The 22,064-nt window shown below is 64.7% G+C and carries 21 protein-coding genes; 10 read left to right on the plus strand and 11 right to left on the minus strand.

Annotated features, from left to right (window positions below; genetic code table 11):
* Positions 1 to 25: 25 nt before the first annotated feature.
* The 5 genes from J0I42_RS03160 to J0I42_RS03180 all read right to left on the minus strand — a co-directional run bounded on the left by J0I42_RS03160 (position 26) and on the right by J0I42_RS03180 (position 5,468).
* Positions 26 to 934, minus strand: a complete 909-nt coding sequence (locus J0I42_RS03160) for an AAA family ATPase (protein ID WP_291653145.1) — start codon at positions 932 to 934, stop codon at positions 26 to 28.
* Between the two features lie 18 nt (positions 935 to 952).
* Positions 953 to 1,684, minus strand: a complete 732-nt coding sequence (locus J0I42_RS03165; RefSeq protein ID WP_291652741.1) for an HNH endonuclease — start codon at positions 1,682 to 1,684, stop codon at positions 953 to 955.
* Positions 1,685 to 1,689: 5 nt separating this feature from the next.
* Entirely contained in the window at positions 1,690 to 2,493 is an 804-nt protein-coding gene (locus J0I42_RS03170; RefSeq protein ID WP_291652743.1) for an FAD binding domain-containing protein, read from the minus strand.
* 17 nt (positions 2,494 to 2,510) lie between these two features.
* The gene (locus J0I42_RS03175; protein WP_291652745.1) at positions 2,511 to 4,874 is read right to left on the minus strand and encodes a xanthine dehydrogenase family protein molybdopterin-binding subunit; all 2,364 of its coding nucleotides are present in this window, start codon (positions 4,872 to 4,874) and stop codon (positions 2,511 to 2,513) included.
* 93 nt (positions 4,875 to 4,967) lie between these two features.
* The gene (locus J0I42_RS03180) at positions 4,968 to 5,468 is read right to left on the minus strand and encodes a (2Fe-2S)-binding protein (RefSeq protein WP_291652746.1); all 501 of its coding nucleotides are present in this window, start codon (positions 5,466 to 5,468) and stop codon (positions 4,968 to 4,970) included.
* 287 nt (positions 5,469 to 5,755) lie between these two features.
* Here J0I42_RS03180 and J0I42_RS03185 point away from each other — a divergent pair, with 287 nt between their 5' ends.
* The gene (locus J0I42_RS03185; RefSeq protein ID WP_291652747.1) at positions 5,756 to 7,111 is read left to right on the plus strand and encodes a methyl-accepting chemotaxis protein; all 1,356 of its coding nucleotides are present in this window, start codon (positions 5,756 to 5,758) and stop codon (positions 7,109 to 7,111) included.
* Between the two features lie 112 nt (positions 7,112 to 7,223).
* Here the strand turns inward: J0I42_RS03185 and J0I42_RS03190 are convergent, their stop codons facing one another.
* A complete protein-coding gene (locus J0I42_RS03190; protein ID WP_291652748.1) occupies positions 7,224 to 7,676 on the minus strand; it encodes a CoxG family protein in 453 nt (150 codons plus the stop codon).
* 147 nt (positions 7,677 to 7,823) lie between these two features.
* Here J0I42_RS03190 and J0I42_RS03195 point away from each other — a divergent pair, with 147 nt between their 5' ends.
* Positions 7,824 to 9,083: an aconitase X catalytic domain-containing protein gene (locus J0I42_RS03195; RefSeq protein ID WP_291652750.1), complete on the plus strand. Its 1,260-nt coding sequence runs from the start codon at positions 7,824 to 7,826 to the stop codon at positions 9,081 to 9,083.
* A 5-nt stretch (positions 9,084 to 9,088) separates the two neighbouring features.
* Complete coding sequence (locus J0I42_RS03200; protein WP_291652752.1) at positions 9,089 to 9,499, plus strand: aconitase X swivel domain-containing protein; 411 nt, start codon at positions 9,089 to 9,091, stop codon at positions 9,497 to 9,499.
* A 14-nt stretch (positions 9,500 to 9,513) separates the two neighbouring features.
* On the opposite strand, the gene J0I42_RS03205 is transcribed toward J0I42_RS03200, so the two are convergent.
* Complete coding sequence (locus J0I42_RS03205) at positions 9,514 to 10,029, minus strand: flavin reductase family protein (protein WP_291652754.1); 516 nt, start codon at positions 10,027 to 10,029, stop codon at positions 9,514 to 9,516.
* A gap of 805 nt (positions 10,030 to 10,834) precedes the next feature.
* On the opposite strand from J0I42_RS03205, the gene J0I42_RS03210 reads away from it, so the two are divergent.
* From J0I42_RS03210 to J0I42_RS03240, 7 genes are all read left to right on the plus strand, one after another.
* Positions 10,835 to 11,758 carry an ABC transporter permease subunit gene (locus tag J0I42_RS03210; protein ID WP_291652756.1) on the plus strand — a complete coding sequence of 308 codons (924 nt, stop codon included), beginning with the start codon at positions 10,835 to 10,837 and terminating at the stop codon, positions 11,756 to 11,758.
* Between the two features lie 4 nt (positions 11,759 to 11,762).
* Positions 11,763 to 13,148: a high-affinity branched-chain amino acid ABC transporter permease LivM gene (livM, locus tag J0I42_RS03215; RefSeq protein ID WP_291652758.1), complete on the plus strand. Its 1,386-nt coding sequence runs from the start codon at positions 11,763 to 11,765 to the stop codon at positions 13,146 to 13,148.
* Between the two features lie 65 nt (positions 13,149 to 13,213).
* Positions 13,214 to 14,014 (plus strand): ABC transporter ATP-binding protein, encoded by an 801-nt coding sequence (locus J0I42_RS03220; RefSeq protein WP_465247637.1) that lies wholly within the window; start codon positions 13,214 to 13,216, stop codon positions 14,012 to 14,014.
* Positions 14,011 to 14,766, plus strand: a complete 756-nt coding sequence (locus J0I42_RS03225) for an ABC transporter ATP-binding protein (RefSeq protein ID WP_291652762.1) — start codon at positions 14,011 to 14,013, stop codon at positions 14,764 to 14,766. The genes J0I42_RS03220 and J0I42_RS03225 overlap by 4 nt, the downstream gene beginning before the upstream one ends.
* A 2-nt stretch (positions 14,767 to 14,768) precedes the next feature.
* Positions 14,769 to 15,143, plus strand: a complete 375-nt coding sequence (locus J0I42_RS03230; RefSeq protein WP_291652764.1) for a DUF6867 family protein — start codon at positions 14,769 to 14,771, stop codon at positions 15,141 to 15,143.
* Positions 15,144 to 15,272: 129 nt separating this feature from the next.
* On the plus strand, positions 15,273 to 16,388 hold the full coding sequence (locus J0I42_RS03235) for a branched-chain amino acid ABC transporter substrate-binding protein (RefSeq protein ID WP_291652765.1): 1,116 nt from the start codon (positions 15,273 to 15,275) through the stop codon (positions 16,386 to 16,388).
* A gap of 301 nt (positions 16,389 to 16,689) precedes the next feature.
* A complete protein-coding gene (locus J0I42_RS03240) occupies positions 16,690 to 18,207 on the plus strand; it encodes a hypothetical protein (RefSeq protein WP_291652767.1) in 1,518 nt (505 codons plus the stop codon).
* A gap of 301 nt (positions 18,208 to 18,508) precedes the next feature.
* Here the strand turns inward: J0I42_RS03240 and J0I42_RS03245 are convergent, their stop codons facing one another.
* The 4 genes from J0I42_RS03245 to J0I42_RS03260 all read right to left on the minus strand — a co-directional run bounded on the left by J0I42_RS03245 (position 18,509) and on the right by J0I42_RS03260 (position 22,026).
* Positions 18,509 to 19,087 carry an RBBP9/YdeN family alpha/beta hydrolase gene (locus J0I42_RS03245; protein ID WP_291652769.1) on the minus strand — a complete coding sequence of 193 codons (579 nt, stop codon included), beginning with the start codon at positions 19,085 to 19,087 and terminating at the stop codon, positions 18,509 to 18,511.
* Between the two features lie 189 nt (positions 19,088 to 19,276).
* Positions 19,277 to 20,584, minus strand: a complete 1,308-nt coding sequence (purB, locus tag J0I42_RS03250; RefSeq protein WP_291652771.1) for an adenylosuccinate lyase — start codon at positions 20,582 to 20,584, stop codon at positions 19,277 to 19,279.
* Positions 20,585 to 20,622: 38 nt separating this feature from the next.
* Positions 20,623 to 21,306 (minus strand): ribulose-phosphate 3-epimerase, encoded by a 684-nt coding sequence (gene rpe / locus J0I42_RS03255; RefSeq protein ID WP_291652773.1) that lies wholly within the window; start codon positions 21,304 to 21,306, stop codon positions 20,623 to 20,625.
* A 36-nt stretch (positions 21,307 to 21,342) separates the two neighbouring features.
* Complete coding sequence (locus tag J0I42_RS03260) at positions 21,343 to 22,026, minus strand: glutathione S-transferase family protein (RefSeq protein WP_291652775.1); 684 nt, start codon at positions 22,024 to 22,026, stop codon at positions 21,343 to 21,345.
* Positions 22,027 to 22,064: the final 38 nt, after the last annotated feature.

Here is a 22,064-nt window from a genome sequence, read left to right on the forward strand (position 1 = left end):
CCCTCTCGCTTCGCGACGCAGGAGACTAGCGCCCCGCCTCCGCCTTGGCCCGATCCAGAAGCTCCTTCACCTGCGAGCCCTGCATCGCCTGGATATCGTCCTGATACTTCAATAGCGCCCCCAGCGTATCCGAAACGATGGCCGGATCGAGCGCCACCGCATCGAGCTCGACCAGAGCCGTCGCCCAGTCCAGCGTCTCGGCGACGCCCGGTGCCTTGAACAATTCCTCCTTGCGGATCGCCTGCACGAAGGCGACGAGCTGCTTGGAGAGCTTCGCCGGCGCCTCCGGCACCTTCGCCTTCAGGATTGCCAGCTCGCGCGTCGCATCGGGATAGCCGACCCAGTGATAGAGGCAGCGGCGCTTCAGCGCGTCATGGATTTCGCGGGTGCGGTTCGAGGTCAGGATCACGATCGGCGGCTCGGCCGCCCGGATCGTGCCGAGCTCGGGGATCGTCACCTGCGCATCGGCCAGCACCTCGAGCAGGAAGGCCTCGAAGGCCTCGTCGGTGCGGTCGAGCTCGTCGATCAGCAGGATCGGCGCCCCACCCTCCTGCGGCTCCAGCGCCTGCAAGAGCGGCCGCTTCACCAGATATTTCTCGGAGAAGATGTCGCCTTCCAGCCGCTCGCGGTCGTCCGCGACGCCGCCCGCCTCCGCAAGCCGGATCGCCATCATCTGGCCGGCATAGTTCCACTCGTAGACGGCGGAGGCGAGATCAAGCCCCTCATAGCATTGCAACCGGATCAATCGGCGGCCGAGCCCTGCTGCCAGCACCTTGGCGATCTCGGTCTTGCCGGTGCCGGCCTCGCCTTCCAGCAGCAACGGTCGCTTCATCCGGAGCGCCAGGAACAGCACGGTCGCGAGTGCGCGATCGGCGACATAGCCGTGGCCCTGCAGGAGCGCGAGCGTGGCGTCGATGGAAATGGGAAGCGACAGTTCTGGCACGCTGATCAACTACCCTGCTTGTCCGCCATATGCTTCTTCAGATCGATTGACCCTAAAAATCAGAACTCTTTCTATAGATTCCCTATTGCCAGAAAAATGGCTCTTCCTATGACAGTTAGGACAAAGAGCAGCGACATTTAACAGGGTATCGAAACCACTTTCGGATAGGGATTTTATATGGTGAACCTCAAGAAAAGGCTCGCCATTAGCCAGCTTGAAAGGCGCGTCGTTGGCGCAAAGCTCGCAGACGCCGCCGGCTCGAGCAAGTGCCCAAGCACGAATGCGACGATCACGCTCATAGCGGACGGATGAGACTATGGATATTCCGCGGTCCCGCTGGTTTGCCTCCGACGCGGTCAATGCCAGTTTTCTGAGCTGATCACCATTTTCTACATACGCGTATGGGCGCCCACCATTGCCGAATATCAGTTCAGCCCAATCAGAACGGGATATCTCAACACACCTAAATCCATGCCTCTCGAAGTACTTTCGGGCCTCAATCGTATTGAATTCACTATTATAAATTAGACCTTCATCTTTAATATATCTCTGAATATAGTTGTACGCAGCCTTTAAAGGAATTAACTCAGATAAGCGCAAATCAACTCCCCAGCTTTTGGGGAGATGGCGTTGATTCAGGCCAACCATCGAAAAGGCTGAGCTCGCCGGACGCGGCGAACTCTTCAATTGGGCGATTAGGCTTTCGTTCGCTTCGAGCTCCGAGAGCGCGAGCCTCAGCATCCCTTTTACTTCCCCGTCGCCTGCGCCACGGCCTGCCTGGCCATCACGCCGATCAGATGGGCGCGGTATTCGGCATCGGCATGAATATCGCCATTGATGCCCTTGGCCGTGTGCTTCAGCCCGTCCAGCGATTTCGGCGCGAAGCGCGCCTTCAGCGCCGCCTCCGCTTCCGGCCAGCGGAAGACGCCGCCCTCGCCCGCGCCGGTCACAGTGACGCGGATGTCGCTGCCACGCTTGGCGACGAAGACGCCGACCATCGCATAGCGCGAGGCCGGGTTGCGGAACTTGGCATAGCCCGCCTTCGAAACCAGCGGGAACGAGACCTTGGTGATGATCTCGCCTTCGTCCAGCGCCGTCTCGTAGAGCCCGGTGAAGAACTCTTCCGCCGTCAGCTTGCGCTTGTTGGTGACGACGGTGGCGCCGAGCGCCAGCAGCGCCGCCGGATAATCCGCCGCCGGGTCGTTATTGGCGACCGAGCCGCCGATCGTGCCGCGATGGCGCACATGCGGGTCGCCGATGCTGCCTGCGAGGAAGGCGAGCGCGGGGATCGCCTCCTGCACCTCGGCCGAGTTCGCCACTTCCGCATGAGTCGTCATCGCGCCGATGACGATGTTGCGGCCCTTGCGAGCGATGCCCTTGAGATCGGCGCAGGCGCCGAGATCGACCAGCGCTGTCGGCGAGGCCAGCCGCTGCTTCATCGTCGGCAGCAGGGTATGGCCGCCGGCCAGCAGCTTGGCGTCCTCCTTCTTGGCGAGCAGCGTCGCCGCCTGCCGGGCGCTGGTGGGCTTGTGGTAGGTGAAAGCGTACATGGACCTGTCCTTTCAGCTCACTCGGCCGCCTGGCGGCTGATCGACTTCTGCGCCGCGCGCCACACCGCCTGCGGGGTGGCGGGCATCGCGATGTCCTCATGGCCGAGCGCGTCGGTGATGGCGTTGATGACGGCGGGCGGCGAGGCGATGGCCCCGGCCTCGCCGCAACCCTTGATGCCCAGCGGGTTCGACGGGCACGGCGTCACGGTCATGCCGACATCGAAGGACGGCAGGTCGTCGGCGCGCGGCATGGTGTAGTCCATGAAGCTCGCGGTCACGAGCTGCCCATCGGCATTGTAGCGGGCACCTTCCAGGAGCGCCTGGCCGACACCCTGCGCAATGCCGCCATGGACCTGCCCCTCGACGATCATCGGGTTGATGACATTGCCGAAATCGTCGACGGCAGCCCAGCGCTCGATCCTGGTCACGCCAGTCTCGGGATCGATCTCGACCTCGCAGATATGAACGCCGGCCGGGAAGGTGAAGTTGGTCGGGTCGTAGAACGCCCCCTCCTTCAGCCCAGGCTCCAGCTCCTGACCGTTGAACTTGTGCGCGACATAGGCCTGCAGCGCGCAGGAGCCGAAATCGAGCTTGCGGTCGGTGCCCTTCACCGAGAAATGCCCGTCCGCGAAGTCGATATCGGCCTCGTCGGCCTCCAGCACATGGGCGGCGACCTTCTTGCCCTTGGCGATGACCTTGTCGAGCGCCTTGAAGATCGCGGACATGCCGACCGCGCCGGAACGCGAGCCATAGGTGCCCATGCCCATCTGCACCTTGTCGGTATCGCCATGGACGATCGAGACATTGTCGATGGGAATGCCGAGTCGGTCCGAGACGAGCTGGGCGAAGGTGGTCTCATGGCCCTGGCCGTGGCTGTGCGAGCCGGTCAGGACCTCGACGGTTCCAACCGGATTGACCCGGACCTCGGCCGATTCCCACAAACCCACGCCTGCGCCGAGCGAGCCCACCGCGGCCGACGGCGCGATGCCGCAGGCCTCGATATAGGAGGAGAAGCCGATGCCGCGCAGCTTGCCGGCCCGCGCCGAGTCGCGCTTGCGCTTGCCCAGCCCCTTGTAATCGATCATCTCCAGCGCCTTCTTCATCGAGGCGCCGTAATTGCCGGTGTCGTACATCATGATGACCGGCGTCTGGTGCGGGAACTTCTTGATGTAGTTCTGCATCCGGAACTTGGCCGGGTCCTTGCCGAGCTGGCGAGCCGTGACCTCGATCAGCCGCTCGACCACGAAGGTCGCCTCGGGGCGCCCGGCACCGCGATAGGCGTCGACTGGCGCGGTATTGGTATAGACCGCGTCGACCTCGCAATAGATCGCCGGAATGTCGTACTGGCCCGACAGCAGCGGTGCGTAGAGATAGGTCGGCACCGAGGACGAGAAGGTGGAGAGATAGGCGCCGAGATTGGCCGTCGTGTGCACCTTCATGCCGAGGATCTTGCCCTCGGCATCGGTTGCCAGTTCCGCATGGGTGACATGGTCGCGGCCATGCGCGTCGGAGAGAAAGGCCTCCGTCCGGTCCGCCGTCCATTTCACCGGCCGCCCGACCTTCTTCGCCGCCCAGACGCAGACCGTCTCCTCGGCATAGATGAAGATCTTGGAACCGAAGCCGCCGCCGACATCCGGCGCGATCACGCGCAGCTTGTTCTCCGGCGCGATGCCGATGAAGGCCGAGAGCACGAGCCGGGCCACATGCGGGTTCTGGCTGGTGGTGTAGAGCGTGAAGATGCCGTCGCCGGCATCGTAGTCGCCGACGGCCGCTCGCGGCTCCATCGCGTTCGGCACGAGCCGGTTGTTGACGAGATCGATCTTGGTGACGTGCTTGGCGGCCCTGAAGGCGTTCTCGGTCGCGTCCTTGTCGCCGAGATGCCAGTTGAACACGCTGTTGTCGGGCGCCTCGTCATGGACCACGGTCTTGGCGCCGATCGCCTTGGCGGTGTCGACCACCGCCGGCAGCTCCTGATAGTCGACCGCGATCGCCTCGGCCGCGTCGCGCGCCTGCGCCAGCGTCTCGGCCACCACCACAGCGACATGGTCGCCGACATAGCGCACCTTGCCTTGCGCCAGCGCCGGATGCGGACCGGCACGCATCGGCGAACCGTCCTTGTTGTGGATCATCCAGCCGCAGATCAGTCCGCCGATCTTGTCGGTGGCGAGGTCGTCTCCAGTGAAGATGCCGAGCACGCCGGGCATGCCGGCAGCCACTTTCGTGTCCATCGACTTGATCTTCGCATGCGCATGCGGCGAGCGCAGGAAATAGGCATGGGCCTGGCCCGGCCGGTTGACGTCGTCGGTATAGCGGCCCTGGCCGGTGATGAAACGGTGATCTTCCTTGCGGCGGACTGCGGCGCCGATTCCCGTGGCGGACATGGTGTTCCCTCCTCGCACGGCGCCTCTGCCGGGCGCCTCACTGCATGGAACGCATGAAGGACGAAATGCCCGCGCTCCAGCGCGGGCACGAACTCACTCGGCGGCCTGGCGGGCCGGTACCGCGCCCTTGCCCATGGCCTCGGCTCCGGCGGCGATCGCCTTGACGATGTTGTGGTAGCCGGTGCAGCGGCAGATATTGCCGTCGAGATCCTCGCGGATCGTCTTCTCGTCGAGTTCGTGGCCGCGGCGGTTCACCATGTCGACGGCGGACATGATCATGCCCGGCGTACAGAAACCGCATTGCAGGCCGTGATGCTCGCGGAAGGCTTCCTGCATCGGGTGCAGCTTGTCGCCGGCGGCGAGCCCCTCGATCGTCGTGACGGAAGCACCGTCCACGGAGACGGCGAGCGTCGTGCAGGATTTCACCGCCTTGCCGTCGAGATGGACGAGGCAGGCGCCGCACTGGCTGGTGTCGCAGCCGACATGGGTTCCGGTCAGCCGCAGGTTCTCTCGCAGGAACTGCACCAGAAGGGTGCGCGGGTCGATAGTGGCGGTGACGGCTTTGCCGTTCACCGTCAGCGAAACAGTGGCCATGAGCACATCTCCTGTGACCCGTCTCTGACGCCGGACCATCCCCTCCCCGGGATTGGGCCGGGCTGATGCCTGAGGAAGGCCGGTCTCATCAGGCCGGCCTTCCTTGGAACAGCTCAAAATCGAATGTGGACCCGCGTTTTTCCGCGGTCAAGCCGAAGGACGGATTCCGAAAGCCCGGATTTTTGCCGAAATCCGCGAAATTTCGCCGCCGCGATCTCCAGAAAGCTCATATTGGCGAAATCTTAATGACCTGACGTCAGGATCGGGCCCATGGCCAGTGCTCCAACATGAGCGATTTTGTGTCTCTGATCATAGACCAGATCCAGCGTCGCCTGATGGCGATCGGCTTTGGAGAGGCACAGCGCGAGCGCTTGCAGCGCTATCGCCCGCTCGTCGACCAATTGATCGAGGGACTGGTCAGGACCGATTTCGAGCGGGCCTTCGTCATCCACCCCCCGCTCCGCGACACTGTCCTCCCGGTCGCCGAGGCGCTCTACCCCGCCGAGGCGAACCATTTTCGCCTGCTGTTCGCCGGTGCCTTCGACGCGAGCTACATCGCATCGATGGGCCGTCTCTGCCAGATCGAGCGGCAGGCCAATGTCCGCAGCCGTGCCCGCGCCTCGATCGCCTTCTCTCTGGTGCGCGAAATCTGCCTCGCGAACCGGAGGCGCTCGCTCGTCTCGCCCCGGAAATTCGCCGAGGATATCTTCATCATCGAGCGCATCCTGACCTACGACGTCAACACTGCGATGACGATCAGTCAGGAGATCGAGGCAAACGATGCCCGTCGCCGCACTGCCACGCTCGATGAAGCTGCCGCAAAGCTGAAGATCCGCATCGCCGATCTCGACGACACGATCAGCGACGCGGTCGAACAATTCGTCGCGACGGCCGCCGAGACCGGGCGGACCACCGATTTCATCAAGGAGATTGTCGGGAAAGTCGCGAGCGCCTCGGTGGTCGTGCGCGAGAGATCGCTCCAGACCGCCGCCGCGACCGAAGAGATGTCGGCCAATATCGCCGATATCGGCCAGCGCGCCCGGCAGAGCCTGACGATCACCCACCAGGCCGTGATCGATGCCGGCGAGATGAACGAGGCGGTCGTGAGACTGCGGGAAGCCACCGGCAATATCGGGAAGGTCGTCGGCATGATCGCCGACATCGCGGCGCAGACCAATCTGCTCGCGCTCAATGCCACTATCGAGGCCGCTCGTGCCGGCGAGGCAGGGCGCGGCTTCGCCGTCGTCGCCGCCGAGGTGAAGTCGCTCGCGACCCAGACCGCCAGCGCGACGCAGGATATTGCCGGCCAGATCGCCGAGCTCGCAGCCAGCGCCGAGGCCTGCGGCACCCATGCCGCCGCCATCGCCGCCACGGTCGATGCGATCCGCCTCGATTCCGAGGCGATCTCGGAAGCCGTCACCCAGCAGAGCACGGTCACCGCCTCGATCGCGCATGATGCCGCGACGGTTGCCGACAGCTCGGCCGAGGCGATCGAAAGCGCCAATGCCGTCAACGGCACTATCGACCTGACCCAAACCGCGCTGGAACGGGCAAACACCGCCGCCGCAGGCATCGCGCGTCAGGTCGGGGCAGCGGAGGCTGCCGTCACCCAGGCTCTGGCCGCACTGCGCGAAGCCTCCTGAAGCACTCCCCCGTCAGTCTGGGAGAAGCAAGGCCCGGCCCCTGAAAGCTCGCGCGGAAACGGGACACCCGTCGTTGCGCAGATGCCGGAGCGGGCGCGAGCATGGGACGGGCTCAGCCCTCGCTCACCGCCTTGGCGAAATTGGCGAAGAACTCGTCGGCCAGCTTTTTCGACACCGAATCGATCAGGCGCGAGCCGAGCTGCATCAGCTTGCCGCCGACCTGGGCCTCGACCTCGTAGCGCAGAAGGGTCTGGCCGCCCTCCGCGTCGCTCAGATTGACCCGCGCCCCGCCCTTGGCGAAGCCGGCGATCCCGCCCTCGCCCTCGCCGGAGATCCGGTAGCCGTTCGGGGGATCGAGTTCACTGAGCTCGACCTTGCCCTTGAAGGTCGCTTTCACGGGGCCGAGCTTGACCTTCACCACGGCCGAAAGATGCGTGTCGTCGTCCTTGGTGAGCTGTTCGCAACCCGGAATACAGGCCTTCAGCACCTCGGGATCGTTGAGCTTGGCCCAGACCACGTCCTTGGCGGCCGGCAATGTCGCCTCGCCGTTCATCGTCATCGCCATGGCATGTCTCCAGCATAGGGTCACCGCGGCGCGGACGATTGCGGCCGGCGCGGTTCAAAGGTTATCCAGTTCCCTATCCATGGTCGCAAAGCGCCCGCTTGCACAAGAGGCGTCAGGCCGGAAGCCTCGGCACATCGGGGAGAACCGATGCTGGAACTCACATCCGACGAACGCGCTGTCGCCGACGGCGGAGCCGGCCACGGCGCGGCCATGGCGATGCGGATCGTGGCCGAGGCCGCCCGCCTTATGGGAGCGCCGCGGCTGATCCCGATCGCCTCCGCCCATATCGACGGCGCGCTCTACCACGGCGATTCCGGCACGCTTTTCGCCGAGAACCTGGTCGCAGGCGGTGCCCGCGTCGGCGTGCGCGCCAGCCTGAATGTCGGCTCGCTGGCGCCGGCCGGCTGCGCCGCGATCCGCTTGGCCGCACATGAGCGCGACATGGCCCGGCGCATGATGCGGGCCTATGAGGCGATGGGCTGCGAGCCGAGCTGGACCTGCGCACCCTATCAGGCCGGCCATCGCCCCGCGCAGGGCAGCGACGTCGCCTGGGGTGAATCCAATGCGGTCGCATTCTGCAATTCGGTCCTCGGCGCCCGGACCAACCGTTATGGCGATTTCCTCGACATCGCCTGCGCCATCAGCGCCCGCGCGCCGGATTACGGCCTGCACCGCCCGGAGAACCGGGTCGCGACCCTGCTGATCGACGTCGGCAGCCTCTCCCGCGCGCTCCGCTCCTCCGACGTGTTCTATCCCGTGCTCGGCACCATCCTCGGCCGTCGGGCCGGCAGCGATGTCGCCGTGCTCGAGGGTCTGCAGGGTTGCACCACCGAAGACCGGCTCAAGGCGCTCGGCGCAGCCGCCGCCTCCGCCGGCGGCGTCGGGCTCTTCCATGTCGCGGGCGTGACGCCCGAGGCCCCCGACGTCGCGACCGCGCTGGGCGGCGCCGCGCCGCGCGAAACGAGCGTGCTGACGCCGAACGACATCGCCGCCGCCCTCGCCCAACTCTCGACGGCCGGAGCGACAGGCCGTGTCGACGCTGTCGCGATCGGCTCGCCGCATCTGTCGCTGGCCGAGATCGAAGCGCTCGACACCCTCATGGCGGGCCGCAAGCTGAAGGTGCCGCTCTACGCCAATACCGGCCGCCACGTGGTCGGCCCGCTGGAAGCGCAGGGCCGACGCACAGCGCTGGAGGCGGCTGGCGTCGTCTTCGTCGTTGATACCTGCGTCGTCGTCACCCCGATCCTGCCGGAGCTGGAGAATGCGGTGCTGATGACCAATTCCGGCAAGTTCGCCCATTACGCACCCGGCAATACCGGCTACGCCGTGACCTATGGCTCGCTCGCGGAATGCGTCGAGAGCGCGGTGGCCGGCCGCCTTGTCAGGGAGCCATGGGCCTGGAAATGACTGGCATGGAGCTGAAAGCGGAAATCCTGCTGCCCGGCCATGCCGTCGCGGGCGTTTGCCTGGCCCTCACCGCCCCGATCAGCTTCTGGGGCGGCGTCGACCCCGCGAGCGGCGCGATCATCGATGCCCGCCATCCCGAGCGCGGCCGTAACGTCGCGGGCCGTATCCTCGCCCTGCCGGGCACGATCGGTTCGTCCTCGGCCTCGGCCGTGCTGCTGGAGCTGGTCCATGCCGGCAGGGCGCCGACAGCCCTGCTGATGGATGCGCCGGACGCCATCCTCCTGCTCGGCCTCGTCGTCGCCCGCGAGATGGGCTGGTCGACGCCGCCGGCCTTCCGCCTGCCGGCCGCCGACCAGAAGGCTCTCGCCGATCGCAGGGTCGCGATCTCGGCCCAGGGGGTTATCAGCGTCGAGTGAGATGGAGAGTGCCGCTACACCGCGCTGAAACCGCGATGGCGGTAGATCAGTCCCGCCCCACGCCCGGCGCCGCCGAGGCCGACGACCTCGCCGATGACGATGCGGTGGCTGGCGACATCATGCGCCGCGACCATCCGGCAGTCGAAGGCCGAGATCGCATCGAGCAGGACAGGCGCCCCGGTGGCGAGCGTGCCCCAGCGGGCCGTATCGAAGCGCGCCTCGCCCTCGATTCCGCGCCGGCTGGCGAAGATTTCCGCGAGATCCACGAACTGTTCCGGCAAGGTGTTGATGCAGAAGATTCTGTTCGCCTCGATCGCCGCCAGCGTGCGGCTGCCGCGAGCGATGCAGACGAGAACCGTCGGCGGCGCATCCGACACGGAAGCGACGGCCGTCGCCGTCAGCCCGATGCGTCCGCCGGAGCCGCTGGTGGTCACCACATGCACGGCGCTCGCGACCCGCGCCATGGCATCGCGGAACGCATGGGCCTCCGGATGGTCCAGCGGCGGCAAGGGATGGGCGGTCTTCGTCATCGGCTCGATCAGTTCGATGTCCAGGCTGCGGCGGAACCGCAGTCCATGTAGAGATTCGAAACCGCCGGCGCCAGCCACGGCGGAGCCGGCGGGTCGCCTCCACACGCCGTCGAACATGGCAGGCAGCCTTATCCCTCTCCGTTAACGGGCCTTCTTCCACTGGCCGCTGCCGGAGCGCGATATCGCGAGGGCGACCGAGCAGGCCCGGCGCATCTCGGCAGACGGCAGCCGGGCCGAAACCTGATCGGAGGGCGCGCAAGCCGGCATTGCATCCCGAAGACCTGGGAGGCCTTCACCCCCGATTCCCGCGAAGCCGCCTCCGGCAGGACCACGGAACCGCCCCGGATCACGCGTCGGGATATCGAGCCCGGCGCCTTCGAGAGACTCACCCTTGCGTCACGCGGCGAACGCGGAACAGGCCTCACGGACAGGTCGCGACCCGCCGCGCTGCGGCACTGAACCATGCATTTTTCCGATCCAGCGATCGACTTTTCGTATTCGTCTTTGGGATGATCTCCCCCCTGACGCATGGCGTACCGTCACCGCGGCAGCGGCAGGAAATGCGGTCTGGCGGAGCTTTGATGCCCTGCAACGCAATGTTCATGCGTAAAATACCGTATACACCGCATAGCATTCCGCACATTTTTTGCCCTTTTGGTTCGTAATTGCTTTTGACAGAAATTTGGCGCGGAGCGATTGTCCCCGGCACGAGCCATTGGTAGCTCTGCACAGCAATCGCATCCCGCATGCGCCGGTGTCATGCCGGTGACGAGAACGGGAGCTGGTTCGAGGGGTCGGCGTTTTCATGGAAGTTTTCCTGCAGCAGCTCATCAACGGGCTGACACTGGGATCGATCTACGGTCTCATCGCCATCGGCTACACGATGGTGTTCGGCATCATCGGCATGGTGAACTTCGCCCATGGCGACATTTTCATGCTCTCCGCCTTCATCGCGCTGATCTTCTTCATGCTGATCACCGCGGTGGTCGGCACCGGCGCCGGCATGGTCATGCTGGCGCTCGTGGTGGTGCTGGGGCTGGCGATGTTCGTCACCTCGCTGTGGAACTGGACGATCGAGCGCGTCGCCTACCGGCCGCTGCGCGGCTCCTTCCGCCTCGCCCCGCTGATCTCGGCGATCGGCATGTCGATCTTCCTGATGAACTTCGTGCAGGTCGTGCAGGGCCCTCGCAACAAGTCGATCCCGCCGCTGCTCAACAAGTCGATCACCCTGATCGAGAGCGCGACCTATTCGGTCCAGATCTCCTATAAGCAGATCGTCATCATCCTGACGACCGCGGTGCTGCTCGCAGCCTTCTGGTACGTCGTGCAGAAGACGCCGCTCGGCCGGGCCCAGCGTGCCTGCGAGCAGGATCGCAAGATGGCCGCGCTGCTCGGCATCGACGTCGACCGCACGATCTCGATCACCTTCATCATGGGTGCGGCGCTCGCGGCCGTGGCCGGCGTAATGTACCTCGTGCTCTACGGCGTCGTGAATTTCGCCGACGGCTTCGTCCCCGGCGTGAAGGCCTTCACGGCGGCGGTGCTCGGCGGCATCGGCTCCCTGCCCGGCGCGGTGATCGGCGGGCTGCTGATCGGGCTGATCGAGGTGATGTGGTCGGCCTATTTCACCATCGACTACAAGGACGTCGCCGCCTTCGCCATCCTGGCGATCGTGCTGGTCTTCATGCCCTCCGGCCTGCTCGGGCGCCCGGAAGTCGAGAAGGTCTGAGCCCATGGCGAGCAATTCGACAGCAAACACGGCTGCCTCCGGCCGCGACCTGAAGGCGGCCTTCAGGGAGGCCGCCTTCGCCGCCCTCGTGACGCTCGGCCTCTGCATCCCGATCATCGCCTGGGGCACGCGCCAGAACATGGACAATGTCCTGGTGCTGGACCCGCGCTGGGATGCCGTCGCCTGGGCTGTCGGCATCGTCTTCGTCGGCCGCTTCCTGGTCGCGCTGCGCAAGCAGGGCCGGCAGGAGGGCAAGGCCGCGGTGCGCATCCTGCCGCACGGCACCATCGCCTTCTTCCAGCGCCATTCGCGCGTCTTCTCGCTGTTCGGGCTCGGCTTCCTCGTCACCTTCCCGGCGATCGCGATCGGGCTGGCCGGTTGGGGCGGCGCACTGAAATGGATCGACAATTTCGGCGTCCAGATCCTAATCTACGTCATGCTCGGCTGGGGCCTGAACATCGTCGTCGGCCTCGCCGGCCTGCTCGATCTCGGCTATGTCGCGTTCTATGCCGTCGGCGCCTATTCCTACGCGCTGCTGGCCAAGAATTTCGGCCTGTCCTTCTGGCTGCTGCTGCCGCTCGCCGGCATTCTCGCCGCCTTCTGGGGCATGCTGCTCGGCTTCCCCGTACTGCGTCTGCGCGGCGACTATCTCGCCATCGTGACGCTGGCCTTCGGCGAGATCATCCGCCTCGTGCTGATCAACTGGACCGAATTCTCCAACGGTTACGCCGGCATTTCCGGCATTCCGCGCCCCACCTTCTTCGGCATACCCTTCACGGCGGCGGATAATGGTTTCGCCGCCGTCTTTGGTCTGGAGTTCACACCCCTCTACCGAACGATCTTCCTCTACTACCTGATCCTGTGCCTGGCACTGCTGACGGCCTTCGTCACGCTGCGCCTGCGCCGGCTGCCGGTCGGGCGCGCCTGGGAGGCGCTGCGCGAGGACGAGATCGCCTGCCGCTCGCTCGGGATCAACACCACCAACACCAAGCTCACCGCCTTCTCGATCGGCGCCATGTTCGGTGGTTTCGCCGGAGCGTTCTTCTCGGCACGGCAGGGCTTCATCTCGCCTGAATCCTTCGTCTTCATGGAATCGGCCGTGATCCTCGCCATCGTCGTGCTCGGCGGCATGGGCTCGCTCTGGGGCTGCGCCATCGCGGCGATCGCGATGATCGGCGGCACCGAGCTCCTGCGCGAGCTCGAATGGATGAAGCAGATCTTCGGCAACGACTTCGACCCGACGAAGTACCGCATGCTGATCTTCGGCTTCGCCATGGTGGTCATCATGATCTGGAAGCCGCGCGGCCTGATCTCGACGCGCGAGCCCACCGCCTTCCTCAAGGAGAAGAAGGCGATCTCGTCCGATCTCGTCCAGGAGGGGCACGGCTGATGGCCACGATCCCACACCGGACGACACCACAGGGCCGCGCCCTGCTGGAGGTCGAGCAGGTCACCATGCGTTTCGGCGGCCTCACCGCCGTCAACGCCCTCTCCTTCCAGGCCCATAAGGGCGAGATCACCGCGCTGATCGGGCCCAACGGCGCCGGCAAGACCACCTGCTTCAACTGCATCACCGGCTTCTACAAGCCGACCCAGGGCATGGTCTCGCTCAACCATGACGACGGCACGAGCTACCTGCTCGAACGCATGCCGGACTTCCGCATCTCCTGGAAGGCCAAGGTCGCCCGCACCTTCCAGAACATCCGCCTCTTCGGCGGCATGACTGTGCTGGAGAATCTGCTCGTCGCCCAGCACAACCCGCTGATGCTCGCCTCCGGCTTCACCTTTCTCGGCGTGCTCGGCATCGGCGGCTACAAGGCGAGCGAGAAGCAGGCGATCGAGAAGGCCAAGTTCTGGCTCGACAAGATCAACCTGACCCATCGCGCCGACGACCCCGCCGCCGACCTGCCTTATGGCGACCAGCGCCGGCTGGAGATCGCGCGGGCCATGTGCACCGACCCGGTCCTGCTCTGCCTCGACGAGCCGGCGGCGGGCCTCAACCCGCGCGAGAGCCTCGATCTCAACACGCTGCTGCTTTCGATCCGCAAGGATATCGGCACGGCGCTGCTGCTGATCGAGCACGACATGTCCGTCGTCATGGAAATCTCGGACCATGTCGTGGTGCTCGACTACGGCACCAAGATCGCCGACGGCACGCCGGCCGAAGTACAGGCCGACCCCAAGGTCATCGCCGCCTATCTCGGTGTCGACGACGATGAGGTCGAAGAGGTCGAAGCGGAGGTCGGCATCTCGTGACTGCAGCCCAGCCTCAAACTCAGACTCAGGGCGGCCCCCTTTTGGCCGTTCGCGGCGTCAAGACCTATTACGGCAAGATCATCGCGCTGAAGGGGGTCGATATCGACGTCAATGCCGGTGAGATCGTCACCATGATCGGCGCCAACGGCGCCGGCAAATCCACGCTGATGATGACGATCTTCGGCAATCCGCAGGCCCGTGAAGGCTCGGTCACCTATGAGGGCCGCGACATCACCCGCCTGCCGAGCCACGAGATCGCGCGTCTTGGGATAGCGCAGTCGCCCGAAGGGCGTCGCATCTTCCCGCGCATGACGGTGTTCGAGAACCTGCAGATGGGCGCAGCCGTCCGCAATTTCGAGAATTTCGACGAGGATCTCGAAAAGATCTGCGTGCTGTTCCCGCGCATCAAGGAACGTCTGCAACAGCGCGGCGGCACGCTCTCGGGCGGCGAGCAGCAGATGGTCGCGATCGCCCGCGCCCTGATGGCCCGCCCGAAGCTCCTGCTGCTGGACGAGCCTTCGCTGGGCCTCGCCCCCCTGATCGTGAAGCAGATCTTCGAGGCGATCCGCGAGCTCAACAAGACGCAGGGCCTGACCGTCTTCCTGGTCGAGCAGAACGCCTTCCATGCGCTGAAGCTCGCCCATCGCGGCTATGTCATGGTCAACGGCGTCGTCACGATGAGCGGCACCGGCAAGGAACTGCTCGCCAATCCGCAGGTGCGTGCGGCTTATCTCGAAGGCGGGAGGCACTGACGATGCAGGGCATCCTCTACGAAGAACCGACGATCTGGCTCTTCCTGCTGGTGACCGTCGTCATGGGCGGCTGGCTCGCCTGGATGGCCGGCCGCGCGATCGCGGTGACCTGGCGGCCGAACTGGCAGCTTTTCATCTACATGCTGGTGCTCGGCCTGTTCGTGCGCTTCATCCATTTCGCGTTGTTCCAGGCGACGCTGCTGACACCGCACTACTACATCGTCGACACGATCGTGCTGATCGCCTTCGGCTATGCCGGGTGGCGTTACACCCGCGCCAAGCAGATGACGCGGCAATATCACTGGCTGTTCGAGCGCGCCGGCCCCTTCGGTTGGAAGCCGCGCGCAGGCGCCGTGATCCGGCCTGAATTGCTCTAAAAGCTAACGAGCTTGTCGCGTGACAGACCATCGGAAAAGCGCAAGACTGCGGTTCACGGTGGCCAAAACGCGCCGAGACGGGCGGCCCGTCCAGCCCGTTGATCAATCAATACAGGGGAGTTGCATCACATGAAGAAACTGCTGTTGGGCGGCATTGCGCTCGGCGCGGTCCTTGCCTTCTCCGGCATGGCCAACGCGCAGATCAAGCTTGGTGTCGGCGGCCCGATCACCGGCCCGAACGCCGCGTTCGGCGCGCAGCTCAAGAACGGCGCCGAGCAGGCCGTCGAGGATATCAACGCCGCCGGCGGCGTCCTCGGCCAGAAGATCACGATCTCGATCGGCGACGACGTCTCCGATCCGAAGCAGGGCGTCTCGGTCGCCAACAAGTTCGTCGGCGACGGCGTGAAATGGGTGCTCGGCCACTTCAACTCCGGCGTCACCATGCCGGCCTCGGAAGTCTATGCCGAAAACGGCATCCTGATGATCTCGCCTTCGGCCACCAATCCGAAGATCACCGAGCGCGGCCTGTGGAACACCTTCCGCACCTGCGGCCGTGACGACCAGCAGGGCGGCGTCGCCTCGGCCTATCTCCTGAAGAACTTCAAGGACAAGAAGATCGCCGTCGTCCACGACAAGACGACCTATGGCCAGGGCCTCGCCGACGAGACCAAGAAGGGTCTCAATGCCGGCGGCGTCAAGGAAGTGCTCTACGAAGGCGTCAACGCCGGCGAGAAGGACTTCTCGGCCCTCGTCTCGAAGATCAAGGCCTCGGGCGCTGACTACCTCTACTGGGGCGGCCTGCACACCGAAGGCGGCCTGATCGTGCGCCAGATGCGCGACCAGGGTCTCAAGACGATCCTCGTCTCGGGTGACGGCATCACCACCGACGAGTTCGCCACGATCGGCGGCCCGGGCGTCGAAGGTACGCTGATGACCTTCCCGCCGGACCCGCAGAAGCGCCCCGAAGCCGCCTCCGTCCTCAAGAAGTTCGAGGCCAAGAACTTCAAGCCGGAAGCCTATACGCTCTACAGCTACGCTGCGGTCCAGATCATGGCCGAAGGCGCCAAGCGCGCGAACTCGGTCGACCCCAAGAAGATCGCCACGGCGCTGCATGGCGGCCAGCCAGTCAAGACCGTGATCGGCGATATCGGCTTCGACAAGAAGGGCGACATCACCCGTCCGGACTACACCGTCTACACCTGGAAGAAGGGTGCCGACGGCAAGATCACCTATGTCGAGAATTGATCTCGAGAGCTGATCCCGCCCCCTGAACACGACGGCCCGCCCCGGAACCTCCGGAGCGGGCTTTTTCATGGGCTGCAGCGGCTGCGGCGAGTAAAATCAGCGACGCCGGATCGAGAGACGTTGGAATGCCCTCCCTTGTGCCGTTTCACCAGGCTTGACCTGCAGGCGTCCGGCGAACTCCAGCAGCGAGGCCGCAACAACCATAACTCCTATCAATGAATATTACACAACCATTGGTTGCATAGAACTGATTTGACCGTTACCTTGCGGCAGCCCCGATACGGTGGCCCGGGAGGAAAACATGTCTCGAACTGTCAGCTCAGCTCTGCTTTCGCTTACGCTTCTTGCCCCGCTCGGCGCCAAGGCGCAGGAGCCGCTGTTCGGGGACTGGGGAAATCCGGCATGGAGCCGATACTTCAAGGCGATCGAAAACCGTCTGATCGGGCCGGCCCCCTCGAATAGCGACTTGGCCATCCTGCTTCCCACACCCACCAATGCCGACTGGAGCAGCAACAATCAGACGCGGCGCCTGGTCGCCATGAATGGCTGGGGCGAATTGATGCCCTCGCTTCAATGGACCTATCTTCGCAACAGCTCCAAACGCATCAGCGACGGCTACAAATACTTTCTCAATGCCGCGATGCTGCAGCGGATTGGCCAGGGGAATGCCAGCGAAGATCTGAAGAACGCGACGCGGCGAGCCCTGGACGAACTTGAATTCGCCCGTTCGGACTACAAGGCCTCCGTGGAGCAGGCCGACGCCGCATACGAGAGCTACGCCAGCGTAACCCCAAAACCCCAACGGCTCACCAAGGCGCAATTCTTCAAGCAGCAAGCCTATGACGTCCAGATCAAGGTCAAAGACAGGGCGCTCAAGGAGGCGGCCGGCACCTTTGACATCATATCCGGCGGCCTGAACGACCCCGATATCGCCCTTCTCAAGGACGCCCAGATCAGGCTCACCAATCCGAACCAGAAAATCCGGCTGCCTGCATCGAACGAGCTGCTCAACGATCCAGACCGTTGGCAGGAATATTATATCACGACAATAGATAAATCGATGAACACGTTCATCAACGACTACAAGCCGCAAACACAAGAAATAAATGAAGCGCAATCGTCTTCGCAGTATTTCGAATCACGCTGGAAGGTCAATGTCAGCGTCAGCTTCCTGGGGTTGTTCCGCGCTGGCGGGGCCAGTGCGGAGCAGATCACACGCGAAAAGCACGTCAGGACCAATACGACGAATATACAGATCGGGTTTGAGAACCTGGACGTTTTCCCGATCACGCGCGGAGAATGGTACAGCCAGAACGTCATCGACAAGTTTGGGCCCACACTCAAACCGAGTGAATTCAATGCGGTGTTCGGCCCCGGCGGGCAGCTCGAGGTCGTCCCGATGAACCTTCTCGTCGGAAAGGGCATGTCCTTCACGGTCTTTGCCGACAGCCAATCGCTGGACTACCTGTATCAGCACTTCCATGCATCCGCAGATGCCGGCGTCATGATCGGGTGGTGGAAACTGGGAGGCAGCGGAGAATACTCGACGACGAAGGAGAATATCGAGGTCAAACGATTCTCGGACAGGATTACCTTCAGCGATCTGAGCGGCAGGCCACAAGTCATCGCAATGGCCGTGAAATATATGGCCGGCAGCATCAAGCCCGCGGCGGCTGCAGCGCCCCTGGTGAGCGCGGAACAGATGACACGCGGCCTCAAGAACATCGAAGCCATCTGGACAGCCGAACGAGGCGCAAAAGCGCTTCAGGATTTCGCCCGCCCCACGTTGATGCAAAATATCCGGCTGCAATTCCAATAGGATGGCAGTCGCTGCGAGACAAAAGCCGATCGGGCCGCGCAGACCCGATCGGCGAAGCCGAGCCCGCTGATCCATGGCAAGCGACCAGCTTGAGCACGGCAGATGCCGCCGGCCCGTCGAGGATATCCCTGCAATCCCGACGGGTCCCGTCCACAGGCCTGCGAGCGAGCCTTCGATCCTGGCTTGTTGCCTTAGCCTGGAAACGATCGCGGCTCGCGGCACCCGTGCCGAACCGCCTCCGGCGAGCGTGGCCGCATAAGGCGGCGCAGGAGCACGCCGCTCCCGGCGGCCAGCGCCCCGCCTATTGATTTAACGTCGGCGAAACTACGCTCAAGCTCTTGAGAAAGCCTGCAAAACGCAGAATTCCGTCCGGCCAGGGACCATGCCCGGATTCACTATTGAGATGGCCACTGTCGCCGGCATCGACGAATTCCGAGCCCCAGGCTTCCGCAAGCTGCCTCGCCTCATCTTGCGTGCAATAGGGATCGGTCGCGCTGGCGATCAGCACTGACGGGAACGGCAGCCTCTCCCGGCGATGGGCGATGAAATCCGATCCCATTCCGGGTACCGCGCCCTTCGCCTTTTCGGAAGCCGGCGCGACCAGGAAGGCCCCCGCGACCTCGCCGGGATGGAGATGCTCGGCCGCAAAGGCGACGGCACTGCAACCTGCCGAATGACCCACGAGCACCACGGGGCGCGTCGCCCTGCGCACGGCCTTCACGATCTCGTCGGCCCAGACATGGCGGGAGGGCTTGTACCAGTCTGCCTGCTCGACGCGGCGCGCCGTCTTCAGGCGGGTTTCCCAGCGGCTCTGCCAATGATCGGGGCCAGAGCCCGACCAGCCGGGAACGAGGAGGATGTCGACGTCGGAGGATTTCATGATGGGTCAGTGTAGAGCTGTCTTCCCGTGCGCGCTGCAGCTTGAAACGCTGCTGCGCAGACACGGGACCGTCTCACGAAGAAGCGCCTTTCCGTCATGCGGTCCCGCCTCGGCGCAGCAGCGCTTGCGTGCTGCGGCGCGTGCGGGATGACGAACCGGCCATCAAAGTAAGTTGGCCCGCCAGCGGGTTCAAGCGTCCCCGAACACCCGGCGGAAGATCGTGTCGACGTGCTTGAAGTGATAGCCCTCGTCGAACATCGCCTTGAGCGCGCCGGGCGAGAGTTTCTCGGCGACGTCCTTGTCGGCCATCAGGTTGGTCAGGAAATCCTCGCCATGTTCCCAGGTGCGCATCGCGTTGCGCTGGACCATGGAGTAGCTGTCCTCGCGGCTCGCGCCCGCTTGGGTAAGCGCCAGCAGCACGCGCTGCGAATTGTGCAGCCCGCCGAGCCGGTCGAGGTTCTTCCGCATGTTCTGCGGGTAGACCAGCAGCTTGTCGACGACGCCGGTGAGGCGGGCCAGCGCGAAGTCGAGCGTCACCGTGGCGTCGGGGCCGATCATGCGCTCGACCGAGGAGTGCGAGATGTCGCGCTCATGCCAGAGCGCGACATTCTCCAGAGCCGGCGTGACCATGCCGCGCACAAGCCGGGACAGGCCGGTCAGGTTCTCGGTCAAGACCGGGTTGCGCTTGTGCGGCATCGCCGAGGAGCCCTTCTGGCCCGGCGAGAAATACTCTTCCGCCTCATAGACCTCGGTGCGCTGCAGATGGCGGATTTCGGTCGCCAGACGCTCGACGCAGGAGGCGACGACGCCGAGCGTCGCGAAATACATCGCGTGCCGGTCGCGCGGGATCACCTGGGTCGAGACCGGCTCGACGGTCAGCCCCATCTTGGCCGCGACATGCTCCTCGACCCGCGGGTCGATATTGGCGAAGGTGCCGACGGCGCCGGAGATGGCGCAGGTCGCGATCTCGGCGCGGGCCGCGACGAGCCGGGCGCGGCAGCGATCGAACTCGGCATAGGCCTGTGCCAGCTTGAGCCCGAAGGTCACCGGCTCGGCATGGATGCCGTGCGAGCGGCCGATCGTCGGGGTCAGCTTGTGCTCGAAGGCGCGGCGCTTGATGGCGGCGAGCAGCGCATCGACATCGGCGATCAGGAGATCGGTGGCGCGCGCGAGCTGAACCGAAAGCGTGGTGTCGAGGATGTCTGACGAGGTCATGCCCTGGTGGACGAAGCGTGCCTCCGGCCCCACGATCTCGGCCAGATGCGTCAGGAAGGCGATGACGTCATGCTTGGTGACGCGCTCGATCTCGTCGATGCGCGCGACATCGAAGACGGCGTCCTTGGCCTTGGCCCAGATCGTCGCGGCCGCTTCCTTCGGCACGACGCCGAGCTCGGCGAGCTTGTCGGTCGCATGCGCCTCGATCTCGAACCAGATGCGGAACCGGGTCTGCGGCTCCCAGATGGCGACCATTTCGGGGCGGGAATAGCGCGGGATCATCTCTGGCCTTCCACTGATGATGTCAGCGTTTCAGATCTTCAAACCCACGACCCGCGCGCGGCTTCGGCCGCCCCACGGATCGCTTCGATATTGCTGGCATAGGCCGAAGGTCCGCCCTTGAACACGGCGGAGCCAGCGACCAGCGTATCGGCGCCGGCCTTGACGACCAGCGGCGCCGTCTCGGGCGTCACCCCGCCATCGATCTCGATGGAGATCGGCCGGTCGCCGATCAGCGCCTTCACCTGCGAAACCTTCTCGACCACCGAGCGGATGAAGCTCTGCCCGCCGAAGCCGGGATTGACCGTCATCAGCAGAATGAGGTCGACGTCCTCGATCAGCGCTTCAGCCGCGCTCGCGGGCGTGCCGGGATTGAGCACGATGCCGGCCTGCTTACCCTGCGCCTTGATCGCCTGCAGCGTGCGGTGCGGATGCGGGCCCGCCTCGACATGGAAGGAGATCAGGTCGGCGCCGGCCTTGGCGAAGGCTTCGACGTAAGGGTCGACGGGCGCGATCATCAGATGCACGTCGAAGAACTTCTTGGTGTGCGGGCGGATCGCCTTCAGCACGTCGGGGCCGAAGGTAATGTTCGGCACGAAATGCCCGTCCATCACATCGCAATGGATCCAGTCGGCGCCGGCAGCATCGACCGCACGCACCTCCTCGCCGAGCTTGGCGAAATCGGCCGAGAGGATCGAGGGGGCGATGCGGATGGGGCTGCTCATGGCCGGGGGTTTAGCCCCGGCAGCCGTTTATCGCAATCAGGCGGAGCGCAGTTTCACCGGAAAGGACAGTCTGCGGTCCGCTTCCGCCATCTCCGCCACCACCTGCGCGAAGGCCGGACGCAGCTTCAGCCGGGCATACCACTCCGCCAGTCCCGGATAGCCGTCCAGCGATGGTCCGCCGAGGCGGCGGATGAAGAGCACCCCCATGAACAGTGAGATATCGGCCAGCGACAACCGGCCACCGAAGAACGGACGTCCCGCCAGCTTCTGCTCCAGCACGTCGTAATGGCGCAGCAGCCCCTCTTCTGCGATCAGCGCGTCGGCTTCCTGCGCAATGCGCCGGTCGCGATCCGGCGAAGGCGGCTCCGTGCGATGCATCAGCGGCCTCAGTGCCTGGAACAGAATCTCGTCGCCATAGAGCTCGTCGATCCGGCAGCGCGCCCGCTCGACAGGCGTATCCGGCATCAGCTTCGGCTCGGGATAGGCTTCGTCGAGATATTCGTTGATCACGGTGGAATCGTAGAGCACCAGTCCGCAATCGGTGAGCACCGGCACCTGCCGCTTCGGATTGAGCGCCAGCACTTCCGGATGCCGGGGATCGTAGCCGGTGGTCTGGTTGAATGGCACCACGACGCGCTGGAAAGCGAGCCCCTTCTCCGCCAGCGCGATCTCGACCTTGCGTGAGAACAGGCTCAGCGGTCCGGAATAGAGGGTGATCATGGCGCGGCTCTCCTGCGACGGGGAAAGCCTCGCAAGCC

The organism is Allobosea sp. (genome assembly GCF_017308015.1).
Taxonomy (GTDB): Bacteria; Pseudomonadota; Alphaproteobacteria; order Rhizobiales; family Beijerinckiaceae; genus Allobosea.

What these genes read in the sequence shown, in the direction of transcription:
- J0I42_RS03185 (WP_291652747.1), top strand. Translation starts at nt 5,756, where the DNA reads ATGAGCGATTTTGTGTCTCTGATCATAGACCAGATCCAGCGTCGCCTG.
- J0I42_RS03180 (WP_291652746.1), bottom strand. Translation starts at nt 5,468, where the DNA reads ATGGCCACTGTTTCGCTGACGGTGAACGGCAAAGCCGTCACCGCCACT.
- J0I42_RS03245 (WP_291652769.1), bottom strand. Translation starts at nt 19,087, where the DNA reads ATGAAATCCTCCGACGTCGACATCCTCCTCGTTCCCGGCTGGTCGGGC.
- J0I42_RS03175 (WP_291652745.1), bottom strand. Translation starts at nt 4,874, where the DNA reads ATGTCCGCCACGGGAATCGGCGCCGCAGTCCGCCGCAAGGAAGATCAC.
- J0I42_RS03260 (WP_291652775.1), bottom strand. Translation starts at nt 22,026, where the DNA reads ATGATCACCCTCTATTCCGGACCGCTGAGCCTGTTCTCACGCAAGGTC.
- J0I42_RS03220 (WP_465247637.1), top strand. Translation starts at nt 13,214, where the DNA reads ATGCGTTTCGGCGGCCTCACCGCCGTCAACGCCCTCTCCTTCCAGGCC.
- J0I42_RS03190 (WP_291652748.1), bottom strand. Translation starts at nt 7,676, where the DNA reads ATGGCGATGACGATGAACGGCGAGGCGACATTGCCGGCCGCCAAGGAC.
- J0I42_RS03205 (WP_291652754.1), bottom strand. Translation starts at nt 10,029, where the DNA reads ATGACGAAGACCGCCCATCCCTTGCCGCCGCTGGACCATCCGGAGGCC.
- J0I42_RS03230 (WP_291652764.1), top strand. Translation starts at nt 14,769, where the DNA reads ATGCAGGGCATCCTCTACGAAGAACCGACGATCTGGCTCTTCCTGCTG.
- J0I42_RS03200 (WP_291652752.1), top strand. Translation starts at nt 9,089, where the DNA reads ATGGAGCTGAAAGCGGAAATCCTGCTGCCCGGCCATGCCGTCGCGGGC.
- J0I42_RS03170 (WP_291652743.1), bottom strand. Translation starts at nt 2,493, where the DNA reads ATGTACGCTTTCACCTACCACAAGCCCACCAGCGCCCGGCAGGCGGCG.
- rpe (WP_291652773.1), bottom strand. Translation starts at nt 21,306, where the DNA reads ATGAGCAGCCCCATCCGCATCGCCCCCTCGATCCTCTCGGCCGATTTC.
- J0I42_RS03195 (WP_291652750.1), top strand. Translation starts at nt 7,824, where the DNA reads ATGCTGGAACTCACATCCGACGAACGCGCTGTCGCCGACGGCGGAGCC.
- J0I42_RS03235 (WP_291652765.1), top strand. Translation starts at nt 15,273, where the DNA reads ATGAAGAAACTGCTGTTGGGCGGCATTGCGCTCGGCGCGGTCCTTGCC.
- J0I42_RS03210 (WP_291652756.1), top strand. Translation starts at nt 10,835, where the DNA reads ATGGAAGTTTTCCTGCAGCAGCTCATCAACGGGCTGACACTGGGATCG.
- livM (WP_291652758.1), top strand. Translation starts at nt 11,763, where the DNA reads ATGGCGAGCAATTCGACAGCAAACACGGCTGCCTCCGGCCGCGACCTG.
- J0I42_RS03165 (WP_291652741.1), bottom strand. Translation starts at nt 1,684, where the DNA reads ATGCTGAGGCTCGCGCTCTCGGAGCTCGAAGCGAACGAAAGCCTAATC.
- purB (WP_291652771.1), bottom strand. Translation starts at nt 20,584, where the DNA reads ATGATCCCGCGCTATTCCCGCCCCGAAATGGTCGCCATCTGGGAGCCG.
- J0I42_RS03240 (WP_291652767.1), top strand. Translation starts at nt 16,690, where the DNA reads ATGTCTCGAACTGTCAGCTCAGCTCTGCTTTCGCTTACGCTTCTTGCC.